Genomic DNA, 19,686 nt, shown 5'->3' on the forward strand with positions numbered 1-19,686 from the left:
AACTTGGTAATACCGCGTGCGCGATCCCATGTCCCCGGACGGCCTACTGAAGCTGATCATCGTCGGCATCCTCGTGGGCTTAGTGGCCTTGACGTCGGTTTTGGCATTGCCACCTTTCAAGCCAACGCCGGGTTCAAGACCCTTCGTCTACCGAGACGGCATAGTGATCGCATTTGCGAACAATAAAACCGATGTTGAAACCAACGATTCATGGTTCTTGATCAATGCAAATTCTCAGCCTCTGTGTTTCTGTGATATCGGGCTGGCATGTCTTGCTGCGGCAAGGTTCGGCATCCAGGGTTGCGGCTGGCGGACACGAAGCTTCCTTGTGCTGGTCCATTCTTCATTAGCGGTCCCGTGGCGTCTATCAAACGCCGGTAGCGACACCCAGTGATCCTTGGCGAGGGCGGCTACAGTCATGAGGACCGACTGGTCAGTCCCCGGTAAGGGAACTTGGAGGAAAGGCCTTAGTGGCCCTTCGTGAAGATTTCCATACCCGGGCCGGTGCCGGTGCCAGTGAAGAAGAAGAGTGCGAGGATCCCTGCCCACAGGACCCCGAACACGACTGAGAAGGGAATCATGCGGGCCAGGATCGAGCCAATCCCTGCTTTGGGTTCGTACACGCGCAGGAAGCCGAGTATGACCACCAGGAATGGGTTGAGCGGCGTCAGGACGACCACTGCAGAGTCGGCAAGGCGGTACGCGGCCTGGATGAAGCCCGGCTCGTAGCCGAGCAGCGCGAACATCGGTACGAACACCGAGGCGATGAGCGTCCACAGGGCTGAGCCCGAGACGATGAACATAATGAGGATCGAAGCGACGACGACGAACGCAAGGATCGCGGGGAAGCCTGTGAAGTGCGCTGCTTCGAGCGCCTCGGCGCCGTTCACGGCGAGCCAAGACGTGAGCCCGCTCCACGTGAACAGCGCGAGGAACTGGGCGAGCATGAAGGCGATTACGATGAACGGGGCGGTTTCCTTGACCGACTCGACCATGAGCGCCACTACTGAGGCTGCTCCCTTGATCATTTTGAGTCGGAAGCCGTAGACGATGCCGGGGAACAGCAGCACCGCGAAGACGATGACCATGACCGAACTCAGCAACGGTGACTTTGGCAGGAACTGGCCGTCTGCGTTGCGCAGCGGAGCGCCGGCCGGGAGGGCGAGTGCCAGTACACAGGCGACAACCACTAGGAGGGCCGCGCCGGCCCAGCGCAGGGCGCTCTTCTCTGCATCGGTCACCGATCCTGCGACGTCGTCTGCATCGTCCATGCCGGGTGAGCCTGGCACGCCCACGCCTGCGCGGTTGAGCTGCGGCTCGAGGATCCTATCCACGATCAGACCGCCCGCAACCGTGAGGACTACAGCCAGAACCCAGTTGACGTAAAGGTTCGAGACCACAGTAACGGGCAGAACGTGGGCTGCGACCGGTGCCGCGGCGGCGTTGGTGATCCCGGAGAGCAGTGCGTCCGTCGAAGTGACGAACGGGGTTGAGGCGAACGCCGCGACGCCGATCGCGTAGGAGCCGAGCAGGCCGGCCGCTGGGTTTCGACCTGCTGCCTTGAATACGAGAGCGCAGATTGGAGGAATCACGAGGAGCGAAGCATCAGACATGATGTGACCACTCAGCGCGACGAGCGCTATCGCGTACGGGAGGGACCATCGCGGGACGCGACTGAGGCTGATTTTGACGAGGGCCGTGAGCATGCCGGTGCGGTGGGCGACGCCAACGGCGAGCATGAGCACCACCACGACTCCGAGTGGCGGGAATCCGATGAAGTTTTTGACCGCCTCGGTCATGATCCAGCTGATGCCATCGCTGGTAAAGAGGCCCCTGACTGGTACCGGATCCTTCACCCCCGGCACCTGGGTCGAGATACTGAACCACGAGACGACTGTGGAGACCACGCCGAGGCCGAGGAACAGGTACAGGAAAAGCGCGAACGGATGGGGGAGTCGATTGCCTGCCCGCTCTACCCCGTCCAGGATCCGTTGGGTGAGTGTGATTCCCTTGCCCGGCTTGAGTTGCCGGGTCAGGTTTGGTGCGCTCATGAGAGGGCTCCCTTCAGGTTCAGTGTTGCGGCGTCGGTGCCTCGGTGGGGATCGAGGAGGTTCTTGGCGACACGGCCTTTGGCCACGACGAGCTTGATGTGAGTCGGGTCAGCGAGCCTATGGATCTCCGCGAGCGGGTCTACGTCAGTCAGCACGAGGTCGGCGTCCTTGCCCACCTCAATCGTTCCGGTGTGGCCGTCGATCTGGAGCAACTCGGCGGCGTTGCGCGTGCCGGCAAGGATCGCGTCCATGGGCTTCATTCCGAACTCAACGAGGAGGCCGAGCTCGCGCAGGTTATTGCCGTGGACGGACACGCCGGCGTCAGTGCCGAGCGCCACTCTGACGCCCGCCGCGATCGCGGCGGGCACTCGCTCGCGGACAGACTCCTGCAGGCGCAGCTTCTTGGCGACGGCGTACGGCGGCGCCTTCGCCGGGTCTGGAGGGGCCGTGGTGGTCGAGAGGGTTGGGACCATGAAAGCGCGCTGATCCAACATGAGTTGAATGGCCTCGTCGTCGATTTCGTAGGCATGCTCGATGCTGCGCACACCAGCCCTGAGCGCATTCGTGATGCTGCGCGCGCTCTGAGCATGGGCAGCGACAGGTATGTTGTGGGCCGCAGCCTCGTCCACGACAGCGCGCATCTCCGAGACGTTGAGACCGTCATGCCACGGTGTGGCGCGCGGGGACCATACGCCGCCGCTCGCCATGACTTTGATGACCTTTGCCCCAAAGCGCATGACCTCGCGAGTCTTGGCAAGGGCGGCGTCTACACCGTCGCACAGGAATCCGATGTCGCCGTTCGGGGACACCGCCCGACCGACGTTGAAGCCGCAGCATGTGCGAAAGTCGCCGTGGCCGCCCGTAGGGCTCAGGGCGCGGTAGGCAAAGACGACTTCGGGGCCCTCAATGAGGCCCTCGTTGATCGCCATCTCCGTGGCCATGTCGAGCCCACCCAGATCACGGGCCGACGTGACGCCAGCATCGAGCGTGGCTTTGAGGAGCGGGATGGCCTGGTAGTAGCCGTAGCGCTCGGGCAGGTCCATCAGTTGGGCGCTTCCGAGGAGGCCGGGCTTCAATGTCAGGTGCACGTGGGAATCGATGAAACCGGGCAGAAGATGCCTGCCTGCCGCGTCGACGACGACGTCGTCGGGCCCTACCTCTGGGGCTTGGGCATCAGGGCCGAGCCAGCTGATTGTGCGGCCGTCGACAACGAGGGTGTGGTGGGGCCGCGGTGCCCTGCCCGTCCCATCAATGACTGTGGCGTTGGTGATCACCATAGTGTGCATGGTTGTCAAAGAGTCCTCCATGTTGTTTGCTCCAGAGGTGCGCCAATATCGTGCGCGTAACGGCAATGCATCCGTTAGCAAGCAAGGAATATGCAGAAAACAAAGGCAACTTCCAAACGCGGCACGGTCCTGGCCATCCTAGCGACCACTGGTAAGGCCGGTGGCATTGAACAGCATGCGTCAGGGAGCATTCCCAGGTCAAGTGGAGCGTGCAAACTTCAATCAAACAAGCACTGAGAACATACCTTAGCCCTTGGATTACGGGGGGAGCGTGCGTGCGGTGACAAACTGTTAAGAGAGATCCACGACATCTCGAGAATACCGGATCTCTGGATCCAAGACGGCTTTTTGGTCTTGCATGACAAAGATCGCGCTCGTGCAAAGCGGTCCCCGTGGGCGGCGAAAGGCATCTCCGAAGGAAAAGGTCATACCCCCATGTCGATATCAGCGCACCAGCTGCGTCAGACAGGACCATTAGCCGCACTCCTCTGCCAGAACCAAAAGCAGACAGGCCCGCCCATACCCTGAGCTGGTCAGGAATCAGGTCGCTGGAACGATGACTATGGTCTGGCGGAGTCGTTCGAGCTGGCGACGAACCGCTGGGTTTGTGCATGCTCGTTCCGGGACTGGAACCACCCAACCCGGGGTCATGTCAGGCCTTTTTCTACGGCCCAACACGTAGTGGCCGCTGACGGGGATTGCGTGCGAACCGCCAACCTGGCATCGCTCCCCCGGATGTCCGCGGATTTGAAATGTTTGTCCTGCTATGAAGGCGGACGACAGTTGACCTGTTAGTCCGTGTAGCCGTGGAAGAAGCTGGGAGTCATTGGAAAATCGCGCATCGTTAGGGCCCTTATTTTGAGCCTTCGCTTCAGTGGGTGCATCCGAGGCGCGGAAGGTGTGCAGGTAGGGCAAAATCGCTCACCTCCAAGTGTTTGAGTGTCCGCTCAGGCGTACGACTTCAGGGATGGGACAGGTCCTGAACGAGGCGATTACCTCGGTCACTGGTTCACGTCTGCCGGCCGGAGGGGCGTGGTAGATGTTCCGGAGCTTTTGATAGCACTGCCAGGCCAGGGTGATTTCATGGTTGGGGTATCCTATGCCGAAGGGTGAGCTGGCCTCGAGTGTGCGGACTGTTCGTCGGTGAGCGATCCCGGCGCGGCACCCGGCCTTCGGGCGTGTGCGTTGCGCTTCCTCTTGCCGCGCCGGGAATTTTTGACACTTGGTCGTCGAGGGCTGCGGGGACAATGCCGTGTGGGCGTTGCCTCTTCAGCTGGCAGGGCGTTAGTCGTGGGTAAAGTTGGGCTGTCTCTTTTCGACGAAGGCGCGCATACCTTCTTTTTGATCCGAGCTGGCGAACACAGAGTGAAAAATCCTGCGTTCGAAAAGGACGCCGCTGTCCAGTGGCATTTCAAATGCAGCATTCACTGCCTCTTTTGCCAGCATCACGATTGGCGCGGACTTCTCGGAGATCGCCTTCGCAGTTTCCAAAGCATCTTCCAAGAGCCTGTCGTGCGGGACGACTCTTGCTACGAGACCGATGCGTTCGGCCTCGGCCGCGTCGATGGTGCGACCCGTGAGGATCATCTCCATAGCTTTTGCCTTGCCGACAGCGCGCGTCAGCCGCTGCGAACCGCCCATGCCAGGTATCACGCCCAGTTTGATCTCCGGCTGGCCAAATCGCGCTGAGTCAGCTGCGATGATGAAGTCGCACATCATTGCCAGTTCACAGCCTCCGCCCAGCGCGTGGCCAGCGACGGCAGCAATTACCGGGGTCCGCACGGCGGCCAGGCCGTCCCAGCCCTGCAGCCAATCGTCCAAGTACATATCCATGTAAGTCCGGGACGACATCTCCTTGATGTCGGCGCCTGCGGCGAAGGCGCGATCGGATCCGGTCAGAAGGATGGCACCTGTATCAGGGTCCCTATCCAAGCTTCTGGCAGCGGACACGACTTCTTCCATAAGTTGAAGGTTCAGTGCGTTTAGGGCCTCCGGGCGATTCAGTGTGATGACGCCTACGCGTCCACATCGCTTCATGGTGATGGTTCGAAAATTCATACTTTTCCTCGAAGGAGGCTGCGCTAGGCAACTAGGAGTGGGTGTGGATTGCAACCGGTACCGACCGCTCTTCGGGCCCGTTGTAGGCGCTTAGCGGGCGGATGAGGGCGTTGGAGGCGGCCTGCTCCATGATGTGGGCTGTCATGCCGGGGATGCGGCTGGCGACGAAGATTGGTGTGAACATTGGGGTGTCGAAGCCGATGAGGTGATAGGCCGGACCTGAAGGGTAGTCAAGGTTCGGTTTGATGGACTTGGCTTCGTCCATGGCCTGTTCGAGACCGTTGTATAGTCCCAGAATTTCCGGCCTGCCGTAGTGGTCGATCAGCTTGTCCAGGGCCGTCTTCATGGTCGGCACCCGGGAATCGCCGTTCTTATAGACCCGGTGTCCGAAGCCCATGATCTTTTTCTTCTGCGCCAGGGCTTGCTCCATCCAGGATTTGGCCCGGGCGGCGGCTTCGTCGAGGGATTCCTCCGGGCGTATGCCTATTTCATTGAAGGTGTGCATGACCGCTTCATTGGCGCCGCCGTGCAGGTGACCTTTGAGCGCCCCAATGCCGGCTGTAACGGCGGAATGCAGATCCGACAGTGTGGACGTGACTACACGCGCGGTGAATGTGGAGGCGTTGAAGGAGTGCTCCGCGTAGAGGATCATGGAGACATTGAAGGCCTCTACGACCTCGTCCGCGGGTTCTTCACCGAAGCTCATCCAGAGGAAGTTGGCCGAGTAGCCCAGATCGTCCCGGGGGTTCACAAGATACTGCCCACGGCGGCGACGCTGGTCGTAGGCGACCACGGCGGGCATGGCCGCGAACAGGTCAATGGCCTTTTTCATGTTCGCTTCGGGTGAGGAGTTCTCGGCCAGAGGGTGACGCGCACCGAGGACAGATGCTGCGGTGCGGCAGACGTCCATGGGATGAGCCGTCTTCGGCAGGGCATCAATGATCATTTTGAGAGCCGGATCGAGGCTCCTGCCTGCGCGCTCGTGAGCGGTGAACTCCGCCAGTTCGCTTTCTGAGGGGAGCTCACCGTTCCAGAGGAGGTAGGCGACCTCTTCGAAGCTGCACCGGGCGGCGAGTTCCTGAACAGGGTAGCCGCGGAAGAGCAGGGAGTTGGTATCCGGGTTGACCTTGGAAATGGCGGTGTAGTCCACCACGACTCCGGTGAGGCCTTTTCTAATGTCTGTGTCAGTCATGCTGAACTCCTTCGTTGCAGTACGTGAATTAGCGGATGTCAGGGAGTTGGAAGTTGAAGACTTCGGAATCGAATTTGTTGTAGGCCTCGTAGTCCAGGAGGTCATAGAGACGCGCCCGGGTGAGCATTTCGGGTACGCGGACCTGCTGTGTTCCGAGGCTCCTGAGGGTGTCAAGGACCCGCTCCGCGGCGCCCATGGCGCTGCGGAGCAGGGTCACCGGGTAGATCACCATGTTGACGCCCACGTTTTGCAGTTGGTCTTGGGTGAACAGGTCGCTTTTGCCGAACTCGGTCATGTTGGCGAGGATCGGCACATCCACGGCGTCCCGGATGGCACGGAACTCGTGCAGGTCACGCATGGCTTCGGGGAAGATGGCGTCAGCCCCGGCGTCGACCAGTGCCTTGGCCCGGTCTTTAGCGGCCTGGAGTCCGTCGGTGGCTCGGATGTCGGTGCGGGCCATGATGAGGAAGTTGGGGTCGCGGCGGGCGTCGGCTGCGGCGCGGATCCGTTTGGTGGCCGTGTCTAGATCCACCACGTTTTTGCCGTCCAGGTGGCCGCAGCGTTTGGGGTTGAACTGGTCCTCGATGTGCAACCCGGCGAGGCCGGCGTTTTCGAGTTCCTGGACGGTGCGGGCAACGTTCATGGGTTCGCCGAAGCCGGTGTCAGCATCCACGATGGCGGGCAGGTCGGTCATGCGGGCGATCTGCCCGGCGCGGGTGGCCACTTCGGTGAGCGTGGTCAGCCCGATGTCCGGCAGTCCAAGATCGTTGGCCAGGACGGCACCGGAGATGTAGACGCCGGCGAAGCCTTTTTCTTCGATCAGCCGGGCGGACAGTGGGTTAAACGCGCCTGGGAACTGCTGGATGTTCCGGGATGCCAGGAGTTCCCGGAGTTTAACGCGTTTCCACTCGGGCGTTGCTTGGGAATACAGCAATTAGAACAGCCCCTTGGGTGCGGCGTTCAGGTCGATGACGCCGGGGGCGGCGGTGATGTTCAGCTGGTCCAGCTCACCGGCTGCGAGTTTCGGGAGGCGTTCGACGGCGGCGAGGAACCGTTCGATTTCCGCTTCTTCGACGAGGCCGGCGGCGAGGGTGCGGAACTTGTTGATGTACTGTTCGCGGGCGAACGGGCGTGCGCCGAGCGGGTGGGCGTCGGCGACCGCGATTTGATCGGTGATGAGAGTGCCGTCGGTGAGAGTGATTTCCACCGATCCGCCGAAGGCCTTCTCGGAAATGTCGAGGGAGTGGTAGCGGCGGGTCCATTCCGGGTCCTCTTCGGTGCTGACTTTCTGCCAGAGTTCCACTGTGTCCGGGCGTGCGGCGCGTTCGGGGGCGTAGGAGTCAACGTGGTGCCAGGCGCCGTCCTGCAGCGCGACCGTGAAGATGTAAGGAATGGAGTGATCCAGGGTCTCCCTCGAAGCGGCAGGGCTGTACTTCTGCGGATCGTTGGCCCCGGACCCGATGACATAGTGAGTGTGGTGACTCGTCCTGATCAGTACCGACTTCACGTTCACCGGATCTTTGGCCTCGGGGTGCTCACGGTTGAGCTTCCGGGCAAGGTCGATCCACGCCTGTGCCTGGTACTCGGCGGAGTGTTCCTTGGTATAGGTATCCAGGATTGCGCGCTTGGCCTCGCCGGTCTCCGGCAACGGCACCTGGTAGGAGGCATCGAGGCCCTCCAGCAGCCACGCGATCACCCCGTCCTCGCCCTCGTAGATGGGAACGGGAGAGGTCTGGCCGCGCATAGCACGGTCTGCGGCCTCAACCGCCATCTTTCCGGCGAACGCTGGAGCATGGGCCTTCCAGGTGGAAATCTCGCCCTTCCTCGACTGCCGCGTGGCGGTGGTGGTATGCAGGGCCTGCCCCACGGACTGGAAGATTGTTTCGACGTCGAGGCCCAGCAGGGTGCCGATTCCTGCTGCGGCGGAGGGGCCGAGGTGGGCTACGTGGTCGATCTTGTGCTTGTGCAGGCAGATCGCCTTGACCAGGTTCACTTGGATCTCGTAGCCGGTGGTGATGCCGCGGAGCAGGTCGGCGCCGCTGGCTCCGGTGTGCTGGGCGACGGCCAGGATGGGCGGGATGTTGTCACCGGGGTGGGAGTAGTCCGCGGCCAGGAACGTGTCGTGGTAATCGAGTTCGCGGACGGCCACGCCGTTGGCCCACGCAGCCCACTCAGGGGAAACGCGTTCACCAATGCCGAAGACCTTCGCGCCCTTCCCACCCGTGCTGGGGGCGTGGGCCAGGGCCTGGGCACGGGCGGCGACGATCGGGGCACGGTTCAGCGAGGCGATGGCAACCGAGGCGTTGTCGATGATCCGGTTGATCACCATGTCAGTGACTTCGGCAGAAACCGGGACCGGATCCGTGGCCACCTTGGCGATCTTGTATGCGAGATGCTCCTCGCGGGCAAGGTTCTCTTCACTTTTGTATACGCGGACGGAATGTATATTTTTCACGTTGATTCTTTCAAAGGGTTGCGGTTGACGGGCTAATGGACCGCGGGCATGACAATTCGCGATGTGGTTGAGGGGGAGCTAGTTTCGGTAGAGCAGCAGCGCTTCGCCCTGTCCACCGCCTCCGCAGAGGGCGACCGCCGCCCGGCCCGCCCCCCTTCGGAACAGTTCGTTAGCGGCGTGAAGAGCAAGGCGCGCCCCGGAGGCTCCGATGGGATGGCCCAAAGCGATGGCGCCGCCGTGTATGTTGCAGCGCTCCAAGGGAATTCCCAACTCGTTCAACGACTGAACCGCGACGGCGCCGAAAGCCTCATTGATCTCGATGAAGTCAAGATCTTCTGCGGTCCACCCCGCCCGTGCCAGCGCGGCATGGATGGCGTTCGAGGGCTGCGAATGCAGTGAATTATCAGGACCAGCGACTTGGCCCGGCGCGCTAACAACGGCAAGGATCTCAAGTTGGAGTCGCTCAGCGTTAGCCCGGCTAGTAAGGACAAGGGCCGCAGCTCCATCGGAGAGGGGCGAGGCGTTTCCTGCAGTGATGCTGCCATCCGCAACAAATGCGGGACGTAGCTGAGAGAGAACCTCGACGTCCGTGCCAGGTCGTATTTGTTCGTCCCTGTCAAGCGTCAGGGGCTGTCCTTTCTTGCCGTGAACGGTGATGGGTACTATTTCGTCCTTAAACACTCCTTCGCCCGTTGCCTGAGCAGCTCGCCGATGTGACGCCGCAGCCACCTCGTCCTGTTCGCGTCTCCCTATGTTGTGAACCTGGTTGCCTCTTTCGGTCAGAAGGCCCATAGAGATACCTTCCTCCGCGTCGCTGAGTCCGTCGCGAACGAGTGAATCGACCACCGTGCTGCCGCCGTACAGCCATCCTTGACGCGAGCCAGGTAGAAGGTGCGGGCCCTGGCTCATGGATTCCTGACCGCCGGCAACAACTACTTCCGCGTCACCGGCGCGGATGAGACGGGCAGCATCTATGACGGCGGTAAGCCCGGACAGGCAGACTTTGTTTATTGTGGTCGCCGGTGCTGTCCCACTGATTCCGGCTTTTAGTGCGGTCTGGCGGGCCGGATTCTGTCCGGAGCCTGCCTGAACAACCTGACCGATCACCACGGCATCTACCAAGCCCGGATCGATGCCGGCCTTTTCAAGTGCTCCGCTTACTGCTGCTGCACCGAGTTCTACCGCGGTCAGTGCCGCCAACTGGCCGTTGAGCTTGCCCTGGGGGGTTCGGGCACCGCCGATAATCACTACATCTTCCGGACGGGAGGGGATTTCATGTGTTGGCTGGTTGTGCATGGTTCTTCCTTTGAAATCAGTGTTGACGTGCGGGCTACCGGGAGGCCATGCGCAGCGCGCCATCCATTCGGATGATTTCCCCGTTGAGATAGTCGTGGTCGATGATCGACAACGCCAGTTGAGCGAATTCCTCGGGGCGGGCCAGCCGTTTGGGGAAGGTGACACTGGCGGCAAGTCCTTGACGGACTTCATCGCTCACAGAGGCCATCATGGGGGTTTCCACGATGCCGGGCGCAATGGCATTCACCCGTATTCCATACTGGGCAAGGTCCCTGGCTGCAGGAAGGGTGAGACCTACAATGCCGGCTTTTGACGAGGCGTAGGCGGCTTGACCAATCTGGCCTTCGAAGGCGGCGATGGAGGCCGTGTTAATGATTACACCGCGTTGACCGTCTCCATCCGCTTCTGTGCGCGAGATGGCTTCAGCAGCGGAGGCGAGAACGTTAAAGGACCCGACGAGGTTGACTTCGATGACCTTTGCGAAGAGGGAGAGGTCATGCACGCCCCTTTTCCCGAGGATTCGCATTGTTGGGAGAATGCCTGCGCAATTGATTACTGTCCGCAGGGGCTTGTCAGCCGAGGCTTTCACAACGACGCCACGAATCTGACCAACGTCGGTCACGTCGGCCTCGACGTACTCCACGCCGTTCACCGGCTGGCTCTTTCCGATGGAGTCGCCGAGGTCGACGGCAAACACATTTGCGCCCCGTTCGGCGAGAACCCGGGCGGTGGCTGCGCCAAGACCTGACGCGCCGCCGGTAACGATTGCTGCAGTATTGCTGAGCTCCATTTTTAATTGCTCCTCTGTGGGGCGCTTGCTTCCGGGACTGTGCCGTGTGGTGATGCGGCTATTGGGGGAATGGCATGGGCTTTTGACTCAAGCGAACGCGGAGATACCTGTCAGTGCCCGCCCGACCAAGAGAGTGTTGATTTCGTAGCTGCCCTCATAGGAGTAGATGGCTTCCGCGTCGGCGAAGATTTTTGCCATCTCGAAGTCCGTGCTGATTCCATTGCCTCCGACGATTGACCTACCGAGAGCCACGGTCTTGCGCATCCGCTCTGTGCAGCTTGCTTTCGCCAGCGCGGCATGGTCCATCGTGAGAAGGCCCGACTCCGTTAGGCGTGCGAGTTGGATCATCAGGGAAAGGGACATGGTTGCATTTCCGATCATTCGGGCCAGTTGATCCTGAATGAGCTGGAAGGAAGCGATGGGTTTGCCGAATTGCTTGCGCTGGAGCGCATATGACCTCGCAACATCAAATGCTGCAAACTGCTGGCCGACGGCCTGCCAGCTGACCCACACCCTTGAGTGGAGAAGAAGGGAGTTGGCATCCCGGAACGTTCGTGTTCCTGGCAGCCAGTTAGTGAACGGGATTCTTACGTTATCCAGAGTGATGTTGGCATTCTGGATGATGCGGACAGCTGCCTTGTTGGGTATGGCTTCAGTGCGGAAACCCTCGGTGCCTTTCTCGACGATGAACCCCTTGATTTGGTCGTCGGCTGTATCGCGAGCCCAGACTAGGACGTAATCCGCGAAGGTACCGTTGCCGATCCATCGTTTGTGGCCATTCAGAATCCATTCATCTCCGCTTCGGGTTGCAGTGGTTTCCATCTGCCTGGAAATGTCGGACCCGTGCAGCGGCTCCGTAAGGGCGAAGGCTCCTACTTTCTTGAGCGACAGCAAGTCTGGAAGCATGGTCTGACGATGCTCATCGGAGCCCAATTCGCGGATCGCTGTGGTGAACAGTTCGTCATGGACACCAAAGAACGTGGACACAGAGGTATCCGCGCGTGCGAATTCCATCTGAATCAGTCCTGCCAATAGATGCCCACGACCATTCAGTCCGGTCAATTGCTGCTTGCCCAGTTTGGGCAGAAGCTCAAATGGGAATTCCGCTCGATTCCAAAAATCAACGGCGATGGGACGAACTTCTTGCTGAAAGAAGTTGCGGGCCTGGGCGAGCTGGGCCTGCTCGGCTGCGGTGAGGAGGCCCGAAAGGTAAAGAAGATCGGCCTCAGGGTATGGCGGCAAGTTGTCCTGAACTTCTGGCGCTGCGGATGCAGGCTGAGGCCCCTTCTGAAGCACCGGCATGGTTCCTCTTCTCTGGCGTTCGGTTTGTTGTTTGACGTTGTGGTTCGGCGTGGCCGCGGAGGATCGTGCTTATTGACTTGAAAGTTCGATGGGATGAAGCGCTTCTAGCCCGAAATCTTTGTCTGCGAGCTGGCGGCTGAGTCCTTTACCTTGGGAGAGCCAAGAATGCGGCCATCGGCAGCACGGGTGACCTGCTGTCACACCCGTTTGGAGAGATCGTCAATGTTGGCTGACTTCAACCGCCGATCCGATCGGGATCGTCAGTCATCTGCCACTGAGGAACGGCCGTATCATGGCGGCCGTACCCGGGATTTAGTTTGTTACCTGTGGGTGGTTAGAGCAGCGCCAGGCCGGGTTCCCTGAGGAGCGCGGCTGTGTCTGCCAAGAGTTGTGAGCCCTGCTGTCCATCCATGACCCTGTGGTCAAAGGACAATGCCAGCTGGAGAACCGACCGCGGCTCGATTCTTTCGCCGCGTTCGTCCTCTACAACCCAAGGGGTCCGACGAACTGTTCCTACTGCCAAGATCGCGGTCTCCCCTGGGTTGAGGATTGGTGTGCCAGTGTCAATTCCGAAAACGCCGATATTCGTGATCGTGACTGTGCCGTTGGTCATTGCCGCTTGTTCGGTCTTGCCCGACCGGGCTGTCGATGCCAGGTCGCCGATCGCTGTCGCCAGTTCAGCGAGACCCAAGCACTGGGCACCCTTGATGTTGGGCACGATCAGCCCTCTCGGGGTGGCCGCAGCGATGCCCAGGTTGACTTCGCGGTACTGGATGATTTCCTGGGTGGCTTCATCCCACTTCGAGTTCGCCTCGGGTGTCCGCTGAATGGCCCTCAGGAAGGCGCGTGCGACGAAGGCGAGCGGTGTGAGCTTGACGTCGACAAACTCCCTGCGGCGGCCTATTTCGGATCTCAATCCCAGCGTCCGTGAAATGTCGACTGTGACGAATTCCGTGACGTGCGGTGCTGTGAACGCAGACTGCACCATGGCAGCCGCAGTATGTTTTCGCACCCCCCTGATAGGAATACGGATGTCACCGTCAGCGACCGGGTTTGCTTCTGCCTGTAGGGTACCGATGGGGGCACCGCTGGCAGCTTTTTCGGTGGCGTGGGCGCGAAGCACGTCTTCGCGGGTGCGTATGCCCTCGGAGCCGGTGGGCTCGACGGCATGCAGATCTATGCCAAGGTCTTTTGCCAGTTTTCTGACCGGCGGGCTCGCCTTTGGGCGCCCAGTTTCGGCAGAGGGTTGAACGGCTGGACTTTCCTGAATGTTGCCAGGGGCCGTACGGGAGCGACGTCGTTTGCTTTGAATGTCACGTGCTCCATAGCCGACCAGGAGTTTGGGATCTTCCTCATCCGCGGCGGCTGTTGACTGTGGGGACTTTCCTGACGTGTCGGATCCGTCAGCAGGCTCAGGGGATGAAGTGGCAATGGTAATGATGGGTCGTCCTACATCAACCGTTTCACCTTGTTCGGCCAGCAATTCGCTTACTTCGCCTGCAAAAGGGCAAGGGAGTTCTACCAGCGATTTTGCTGTCTCGATTTCCACGATGGCTTGGTTAACCGTGACGTGGTCGCCTTGTTTGACAAGCCAGGTGACGATTTCTGCCTCGGTGAGGCCTTCACCCACGTCCGGCAGGGTGAATTGTTTTACGATCATGGTTCTTCTCGTCCGTTAGTAGTTGAAGCTGCGGTCAACCGCATCAAGGATTCTGTCCAGCCTTGGGCAGCCACTCTTTTTCAGCAAGCATGGAAACGGGGATACTTATGGTCTAGATGAAGGCCTACCCTGCGGTCACGTCCAGGCTGCTCATTGACTTGCGCATGGGTGCCTCCTTATCTATCGGTGGTGGTTGATCTGATACATAACCTTGAGATGTGCCTGTTGCTATGGTCAACTTATTAGCAGTTAACTAAGCACTGGATATAGATCAGGGGTAGCTTTGCGGGATTCAGCTGGACGAAATGATTAGTATCGATAGGCTCGACTCAGAGCTCCTGAAGAGGCTCGACAGCAACGCCCGTGCTGGCGTTGCTGACCTTGCCGCCCAGTTGGGCATTTCCCGTAATACGGTTCTGGCCCGCCTCCAACGTCTGGAAAAGCGGGGCGTGCTCCGGAGATTCAGACCGGTAGTGGACCTGGAAGCAGCCGGAATTCCGGTGCAGGCGTTCGTTGGTCTCGAACTTGATCAGCGGCAGCTGAGCAACGTCGTCATAGCCCTCAGTCAAATCCCGGAGGTCCTTGAGGTCACGACCCAGGCGGGCCGGGAGGACCTATTGGTAAGAGTGGCATCCGCAACGCTCCAGGAGCTTCAGGCTGCCGCAGCGAGGATGGTTGATATTCCCGGTGTCAGACACACAAATACAACTCTCACGGTTTCGACACCCCTCCCATACCGCGTGCAGCCGCTGCTGGACCATTTGACGAAAGATTTAGGCTGGGGACGTTCCACTCCACTCCCCGACTGACTCGGTCCTGCCAGGCGGGTCGACGGCTGGCCTGAACTCGTATAGCCGTCGCCTCACGGTTATACGCAAAGCTTTCTACTTGGCGCTTGAGGGGCTGGGCGCAGAACGCGCAGTGCAGCAAGGGATGGGCATTCCGGAGTCCGTCGACTTGAGCACGAAAGAGGTGCCATCACTGAGTCATCATTGGGTTGGCAACGCCGCGGCGAGCTGAACGGGGCTGCCAGGTGCTGACTCGGCCGTGAAGCCTCATTCCACGGGTTTCGAAATCGGACCCGGGGATCGCCGATGGGGTCAGAAGGTTCCTCGGTGCTCTAGAGGTCTGACAGCCGTTGGTGTGTATACAGTGCCCATTTGGAGCTATGTTCCGGCGGAAACCCCAGTTTTGGCTTACGGGTGTTAGCAGCCAATCAAAACTGCCCTCGGCGGCCACCTGAAGTTCATTCGGTCTGCTCTTTTGGCCGCCGCATGCACTGCTCGACAGCAGCGGGGTTGGCAATCGGTGCCTTACGACAGCAAGTGGTCCTTGCCAGGAAGGGCGCACCCAGAGGGCGGTCCGCCGCTCGCGATCTTAGGCGTCTTCGAGAGTCTAAATGGGCACATATCGTTGTGGTCCGGAACCAGACACGGTCGCCAAGTATGCATCTCCTGCGGCACAAAGAGGAGGGAAGCGTTATGAGGATCTCACCGGACGACTCGTCCTGAATTATGTGTGGGCCCATCGAAGCATCTCCGCAACCCTGAAAGGCCATCGCGGGGCGAGCGTGCACGGCACTTGTCTTTGTCCTGGCGGCGCCCACGGGCACTGCACGACGAAACCCAAGAGGACGAGCGGACGCGCAGGCCACCTAATGAGACCGGGGTGACACAGGGTCGATGAGATCGTCACGACCAAGCAAAAGTACAGCGCCTATGCGTATAGTTTTTCGGTGCTCGGGTGGCCGGCCGCCCGTGTGGCGGGGCGCCCGGCCGGCGTTGCTCCGGGATGCAGGGTGGGTGTCGCCTCCCTTTCGAGCGGTGAACTTAATATCTGTCCACAGGTCCATGAGGTATACCGGCGGACCTGAGCAATTGGGGCGAGTCCGTTGTAAACCTCGGCATGTGAGCTGAGGCATTTCTGCCTAGGACTACCCGTCTGGCGATCAATCCCAGTTCCTCTTGGTTTTGCCTAGAAGGTAACAGCAGTGCCTGCAGGCAGCGTTGAGCCCGCTGCGGTCGGATGATTCGCGGGCGGGAAATCGCCACTGATTTACGCCCGAACCTTCGCATGCTGCGGTTCGGCACCTATGGAGGGCACATCGACCACCTGCTTTATTCGCTGGTTTACGTCCTCGGAGATTCGTCCAGCGGTTAGGGCAATGTCCGCTGCGGCTTCTGACATAACCTGGTACACGGGGAGGGTTTCCGGCATTCGTTCCGAGAGCGCACGGATGTGCTCAGCTACCGTTCCGATGTCGCCGCGCACCACTGGCCCGGTGGCTCCGGCGGCGCCTCGCACGAGTGCGTTTTCCAAGGCTGCCGCAAGCGCCGGGCGAAGCACATCAGATGTGTCGTTGATCGAGATGCTGGCTAGCATGGCCGATGACTGAACGACCAAGGTCACCAAGTGATTGCTGGCGTGGGTCATAGCCGCGTGGTACAGGACGCGGTCTGATTCGTCGACCTTGAAGGGGATTCCGCCCATGTCCCGGACGAGGTTCTCTGCAGTTGTCGGGTCCCCGGCAGTCACGGCGAAACGGGCACCGGATATACGGCTCAGTTCGGTGTCCCGGTCTCCGCTGAAAGCCATTGCGGGGTGCAGTGCTATCGCTGCGGCTCCTTGCTCGCTCAGGGGGTTGAGCACAGCGGCCCCGTATCTTCCGCTGACGTGAACGACATTGACGCCGTGCCAGTCATTCCCCTCCGCGGCCAAGGTCTGGACGAGGCCGTGCAGTACGTCGTCGGGCACGGCGAGAAGTACCAAGTCGGCGCCGGCGGTCGCTTCAGCGACCGTTGACGCTGCCTGGAAGTCCCCCAGTGTTTCCCGCGCCCCGTCTGTGGCAGCTGGCGACGGGTCCCACACTGAAACCACTGTGTGGCCACCGCGAACCAACGCCGTGGCGAGAACTATTCCGACTTTGCCAGCCCCAATCAGACCGATTGAATGCTGGTGACGACTACGCACTGGGGTTCACTTCGAACTTGCGCGAGCTTTTCTGGAGGCCCCGCGTTATGGGTCGCATGGTGCTTCGGTCGAGTGCCGGTGTCCAGTCGAGGACCCCGGCGGCAGTGATCGGTGCCACTGTTACCTTCTTTCGTTGCTGGCGGGCGTGGTTCAGCCCCTCAGCCAGCTCATGGCTGTGACAGGGAGCGGTGGGATCAGGGCTGCGGTTCTGCCGGGTATCAACGCTGCGATCCTCATTCTCAGCGGTGCAGCGTTTCGGGTTAGTGTCCTGAAGCTGTGAAGCTCATCAACTCTGGATCCCGAAAACTTTCAAGATGCACATTCTACTGTGCCGTGGTAAACAGGACATGTCAATAGGCGCCGATATCCCCTGCTTTTCATGTAATACTGCATGTGGGGACGTGAAATGCCGGAAATCCCAGAGGTAAGGCCAGTGGGGCGTGGCGTGCACGTTCTAGAAAAAACAGCCTGCCCGGCGGTCGCCGGGCTAGTGGTTGCCAAAGCATCGGTGGCTGGCTTTTCTTGGCTCGACTAAGGTTGTAATTGACGAAAGGTTGTGAGTTGTGGGTGGTTCACAGTCAATACAACGCGGTCATGCTGACGGCCCTGCTGATGCTCCTGCTCGGCGCAAGGTCCCTTTGGTGGACGAGATCACAGTGCTTTTGCGCGAGCGAATCTACTCGCAGCAGTATTCGACAGGGACCTGGTTAAAGCAGGAGGAGCTATCCGAGGAATTGGGCGTAAGCCGGACGCCTCTGCGGGAAGCTCTGCGGCGGCTGGAACAGGAAGGTCTGATTAGATCCGACGCGCGCCGGGGAGTCAGAGTAATTTCAGGAGATGTGCAGACTTTGCTCTCAGCCTACGAGCTGCGAGCTGTAATCGATGGCTTAGCAGCGCGATTAGCTGCAGCGAACGTCTCGGCTGCACGACTACGTGACCTCAGGCAAGTAATCGCTGCGCAGCGCAAGGCTGTCGAGCCATGGAACCCGCGGGGGTATTCAAAGCTCAATGTGGATTTACACGAAATGATCGCGCAAATGACCAACAACGAGTTTGTAATCGCTCAGACCTCCATTATTCGGATGACGGCTCAGGTATTTGCCCCCGTTTCGATGATCGAGCCCAGCAGTGCGCTCCGCGCCATTGATGAGCACACAGCAATTGTCGACGCTATCGAAATGGCGGATGGGGTCGCAGCCGAGCGCCTCGCCAGGGACCATATCGAGAAAACGATCCACCAGCTCCGCAGCGGAGCCCCCCGGGAGTCCGCAGCAGGATATTTACGAGCGCCCGCCTAGCTGACAACACCCTGGGTTGCGGAGTAGGAACCGGACTGACCTGATGGCTAATCCTTTGGATCGGTTCTTACGGATCTGTACAGCAGGCACGCAAAATTTTTTGATCGTGCCTGCTGTGCAGGGTGGGTCAGATCGCGGCCATCGCCGTCATGATGGACGTCTCTTCGATCTGGGAATTTATGTCCGTTTCGTCCGTGATGCGGTCAGCAATCCGATCGCCGATCTGGACGGTCGTGGCCCCCATGCCCGCTCCGGCCAAGGCCGGGAGTTCACCAAGTACCGAGGCTGCTGCGTTCTCCAGAGCCAGCGCTGCCTTGCCTTCGCCCAGAGAGGCCAGACACAGCGCGGCAGAGAGCACAGCAGCCGCGGGGTTCGCCCATCCCTTTCCGGCAATATCAGGGGCGGACCCATGGACGGGTTCAAACATGCTGGGTGCGGTGCCATCCAAATTAAGGTTGGCACTAGCCGCAACGCCGAGGCCTCCTTGGATGGTTGCGCCCAGATCCGAAATGATGTCGCCGAAAAGGTTATCGGTCACGATGACGTCGAATCGCTCGGGGTTCATCGGCATGTGTTGGCACATTGCATCAGCATGGACGTAATCAACTTCGACGTCACTGTATTGGGCAGCGTGCTCGTCGACGATGCTTTGCCACAGTTCGCCGGCGTGGACGAGGACATTCTTCTTGTGGCAGAGCGTCAGCTTACCGCGGCGTGCCTGTGCGAGCCGGAACGCGTAATCGACGACGTCAGAGATGGCCTGGGCCGTGTTAACTGATTCCTGCAATGCTACGGCGTTCCGGGTCCCCGCATGGACTGTTGAACCCCCGCCAACGTACATGCCCTCGGTGTTCTCACGGACGACGACGAAGTCGCAACGCCCCGGGTCGAGATCTTTGATTGGGGTAGGCACTCCGGGGTAGAGGCGAACCGGTCGAAGGTTGACCTGCTGGCGAAGCTCACGGCGCATCCGCAGGATCAAACCCCGTTCGAGGATCCCCGGGGTTACCCGAGGATCTCCCATGGCCCCGAACATTATGGCGTTGTGGGCGCGGAGACTGTCCATCGTCCCTGGGTCGATGAGCGTCCCCGACTCGAGATATGCCTGGGCACCCAGCGGATACTCAGTCGTCTGAAGACCAAAACCGAAGCGGCTGGCCGCTGCGTGGAGCGCTTTGACGGCCTCCTGGTTAACCTCCGGGCCGATGCCGTCGCCATGAATGATGGCCAAGTCATAAGTAGTCAAGAAAATCGCGTCCTAATTCGTGAGGTTGAGAGTCGAGCCAGAGTCTGCCCGCCCCGGGTCGGCATCTTTGTGTTGGAGATCC

Annotated in this window: 15 protein-coding genes; 3 read left to right on the forward strand and 12 right to left on the reverse strand. The window is 60.2% G+C overall.

Annotated elements, in window-relative coordinates; genetic code table 11:
• Positions 1–16: 16 nt before the first annotated feature.
• A complete protein-coding gene (locus AC6JA3_RS22020) occupies positions 17–394 on the forward strand; it encodes a hypothetical protein (protein ID WP_497920694.1) in 378 nt (125 codons plus the stop codon).
• Between the two features lie 73 nt (positions 395–467).
• Here the strand turns inward: AC6JA3_RS22020 and AC6JA3_RS22025 are convergent, their stop codons facing one another.
• The 10 genes from AC6JA3_RS22025 to AC6JA3_RS22070 form a co-directional block, all read right to left on the reverse strand.
• On the reverse strand, positions 468–2,051 hold the full coding sequence (locus AC6JA3_RS22025; RefSeq protein WP_497920695.1) for an AbgT family transporter: 1,584 nt from the start codon (positions 2,049–2,051) through the stop codon (positions 468–470).
• Entirely contained in the window at positions 2,048–3,358 is a 1,311-nt protein-coding gene (locus tag AC6JA3_RS22030; RefSeq protein WP_497920696.1) for a metal-dependent hydrolase family protein, read from the reverse strand. Before AC6JA3_RS22030 ends, AC6JA3_RS22025 begins: the two co-directional genes overlap by 4 nt.
• Positions 3,359–4,621: 1,263 nt before the next feature.
• On the reverse strand, positions 4,622–5,395 hold the full coding sequence (locus tag AC6JA3_RS22035; protein WP_497920697.1) for an enoyl-CoA hydratase: 774 nt from the start codon (positions 5,393–5,395) through the stop codon (positions 4,622–4,624).
• A gap of 31 nt (positions 5,396–5,426) precedes the next feature.
• Positions 5,427–6,587 (reverse strand): bifunctional 2-methylcitrate synthase/citrate synthase, encoded by a 1,161-nt coding sequence (locus AC6JA3_RS22040; RefSeq protein ID WP_497920698.1) that lies wholly within the window; start codon positions 6,585–6,587, stop codon positions 5,427–5,429.
• A gap of 28 nt (positions 6,588–6,615) precedes the next feature.
• Positions 6,616–7,521, reverse strand: coding sequence for a methylisocitrate lyase (prpB, locus tag AC6JA3_RS22045; protein ID WP_497920699.1), 906 nt, complete (start codon positions 7,519–7,521; stop codon positions 6,616–6,618).
• Positions 7,522–9,042 carry an MmgE/PrpD family protein gene (locus tag AC6JA3_RS22050; RefSeq protein WP_497920700.1) on the reverse strand — a complete coding sequence of 507 codons (1,521 nt, stop codon included), beginning with the start codon at positions 9,040–9,042 and terminating at the stop codon, positions 7,522–7,524.
• 78 nt (positions 9,043–9,120) lie between these two features.
• Complete coding sequence (locus tag AC6JA3_RS22055) at positions 9,121–10,338, reverse strand: acetyl-CoA C-acetyltransferase (RefSeq protein WP_497920701.1); 1,218 nt, start codon at positions 10,336–10,338, stop codon at positions 9,121–9,123.
• A 34-nt stretch (positions 10,339–10,372) separates the two neighbouring features.
• On the reverse strand, positions 10,373–11,128 hold the full coding sequence (locus AC6JA3_RS22060; RefSeq protein WP_497920702.1) for an SDR family NAD(P)-dependent oxidoreductase: 756 nt from the start codon (positions 11,126–11,128) through the stop codon (positions 10,373–10,375).
• An 87-nt stretch (positions 11,129–11,215) separates the two neighbouring features.
• A complete protein-coding gene (locus AC6JA3_RS22065) occupies positions 11,216–12,430 on the reverse strand; it encodes an acyl-CoA dehydrogenase family protein (protein WP_497920703.1) in 1,215 nt (404 codons plus the stop codon).
• A 334-nt stretch (positions 12,431–12,764) separates the two neighbouring features.
• Positions 12,765–14,090, reverse strand: coding sequence for a dihydrolipoamide acetyltransferase family protein (locus tag AC6JA3_RS22070; protein ID WP_497920704.1), 1,326 nt, complete (start codon positions 14,088–14,090; stop codon positions 12,765–12,767).
• Positions 14,091–14,395: 305 nt separating this feature from the next.
• Here AC6JA3_RS22070 and AC6JA3_RS22075 point away from each other — a divergent pair, with 305 nt between their 5' ends.
• Positions 14,396–14,899: an Lrp/AsnC family transcriptional regulator gene (locus AC6JA3_RS22075; protein ID WP_497920705.1), complete on the forward strand. Its 504-nt coding sequence runs from the start codon at positions 14,396–14,398 to the stop codon at positions 14,897–14,899.
• 1,246 nt (positions 14,900–16,145) lie between these two features.
• On the opposite strand, the gene AC6JA3_RS22080 is transcribed toward AC6JA3_RS22075, so the two are convergent.
• Positions 16,146–17,060, reverse strand: a complete 915-nt coding sequence (locus AC6JA3_RS22080) for a Rossmann-like and DUF2520 domain-containing protein (protein ID WP_497920706.1) — start codon at positions 17,058–17,060, stop codon at positions 16,146–16,148.
• 641 nt (positions 17,061–17,701) lie between these two features.
• On the opposite strand from AC6JA3_RS22080, the gene AC6JA3_RS22085 reads away from it, so the two are divergent.
• Positions 17,702–18,358 (forward strand): GntR family transcriptional regulator, encoded by a 657-nt coding sequence (locus AC6JA3_RS22085; protein ID WP_497920707.1) that lies wholly within the window; start codon positions 17,702–17,704, stop codon positions 18,356–18,358.
• Positions 18,359–18,485: 127 nt separating this feature from the next.
• Here the strand turns inward: AC6JA3_RS22085 and AC6JA3_RS22090 are convergent, their stop codons facing one another.
• Positions 18,486–19,604 carry a 3-isopropylmalate dehydrogenase gene (locus tag AC6JA3_RS22090; protein ID WP_497920708.1) on the reverse strand — a complete coding sequence of 373 codons (1,119 nt, stop codon included), beginning with the start codon at positions 19,602–19,604 and terminating at the stop codon, positions 18,486–18,488.
• Positions 19,605–19,686 lie beyond the last annotated feature (82 nt).

This window comes from Arthrobacter sp. TmtSoilC79, assembly GCF_059739405.1.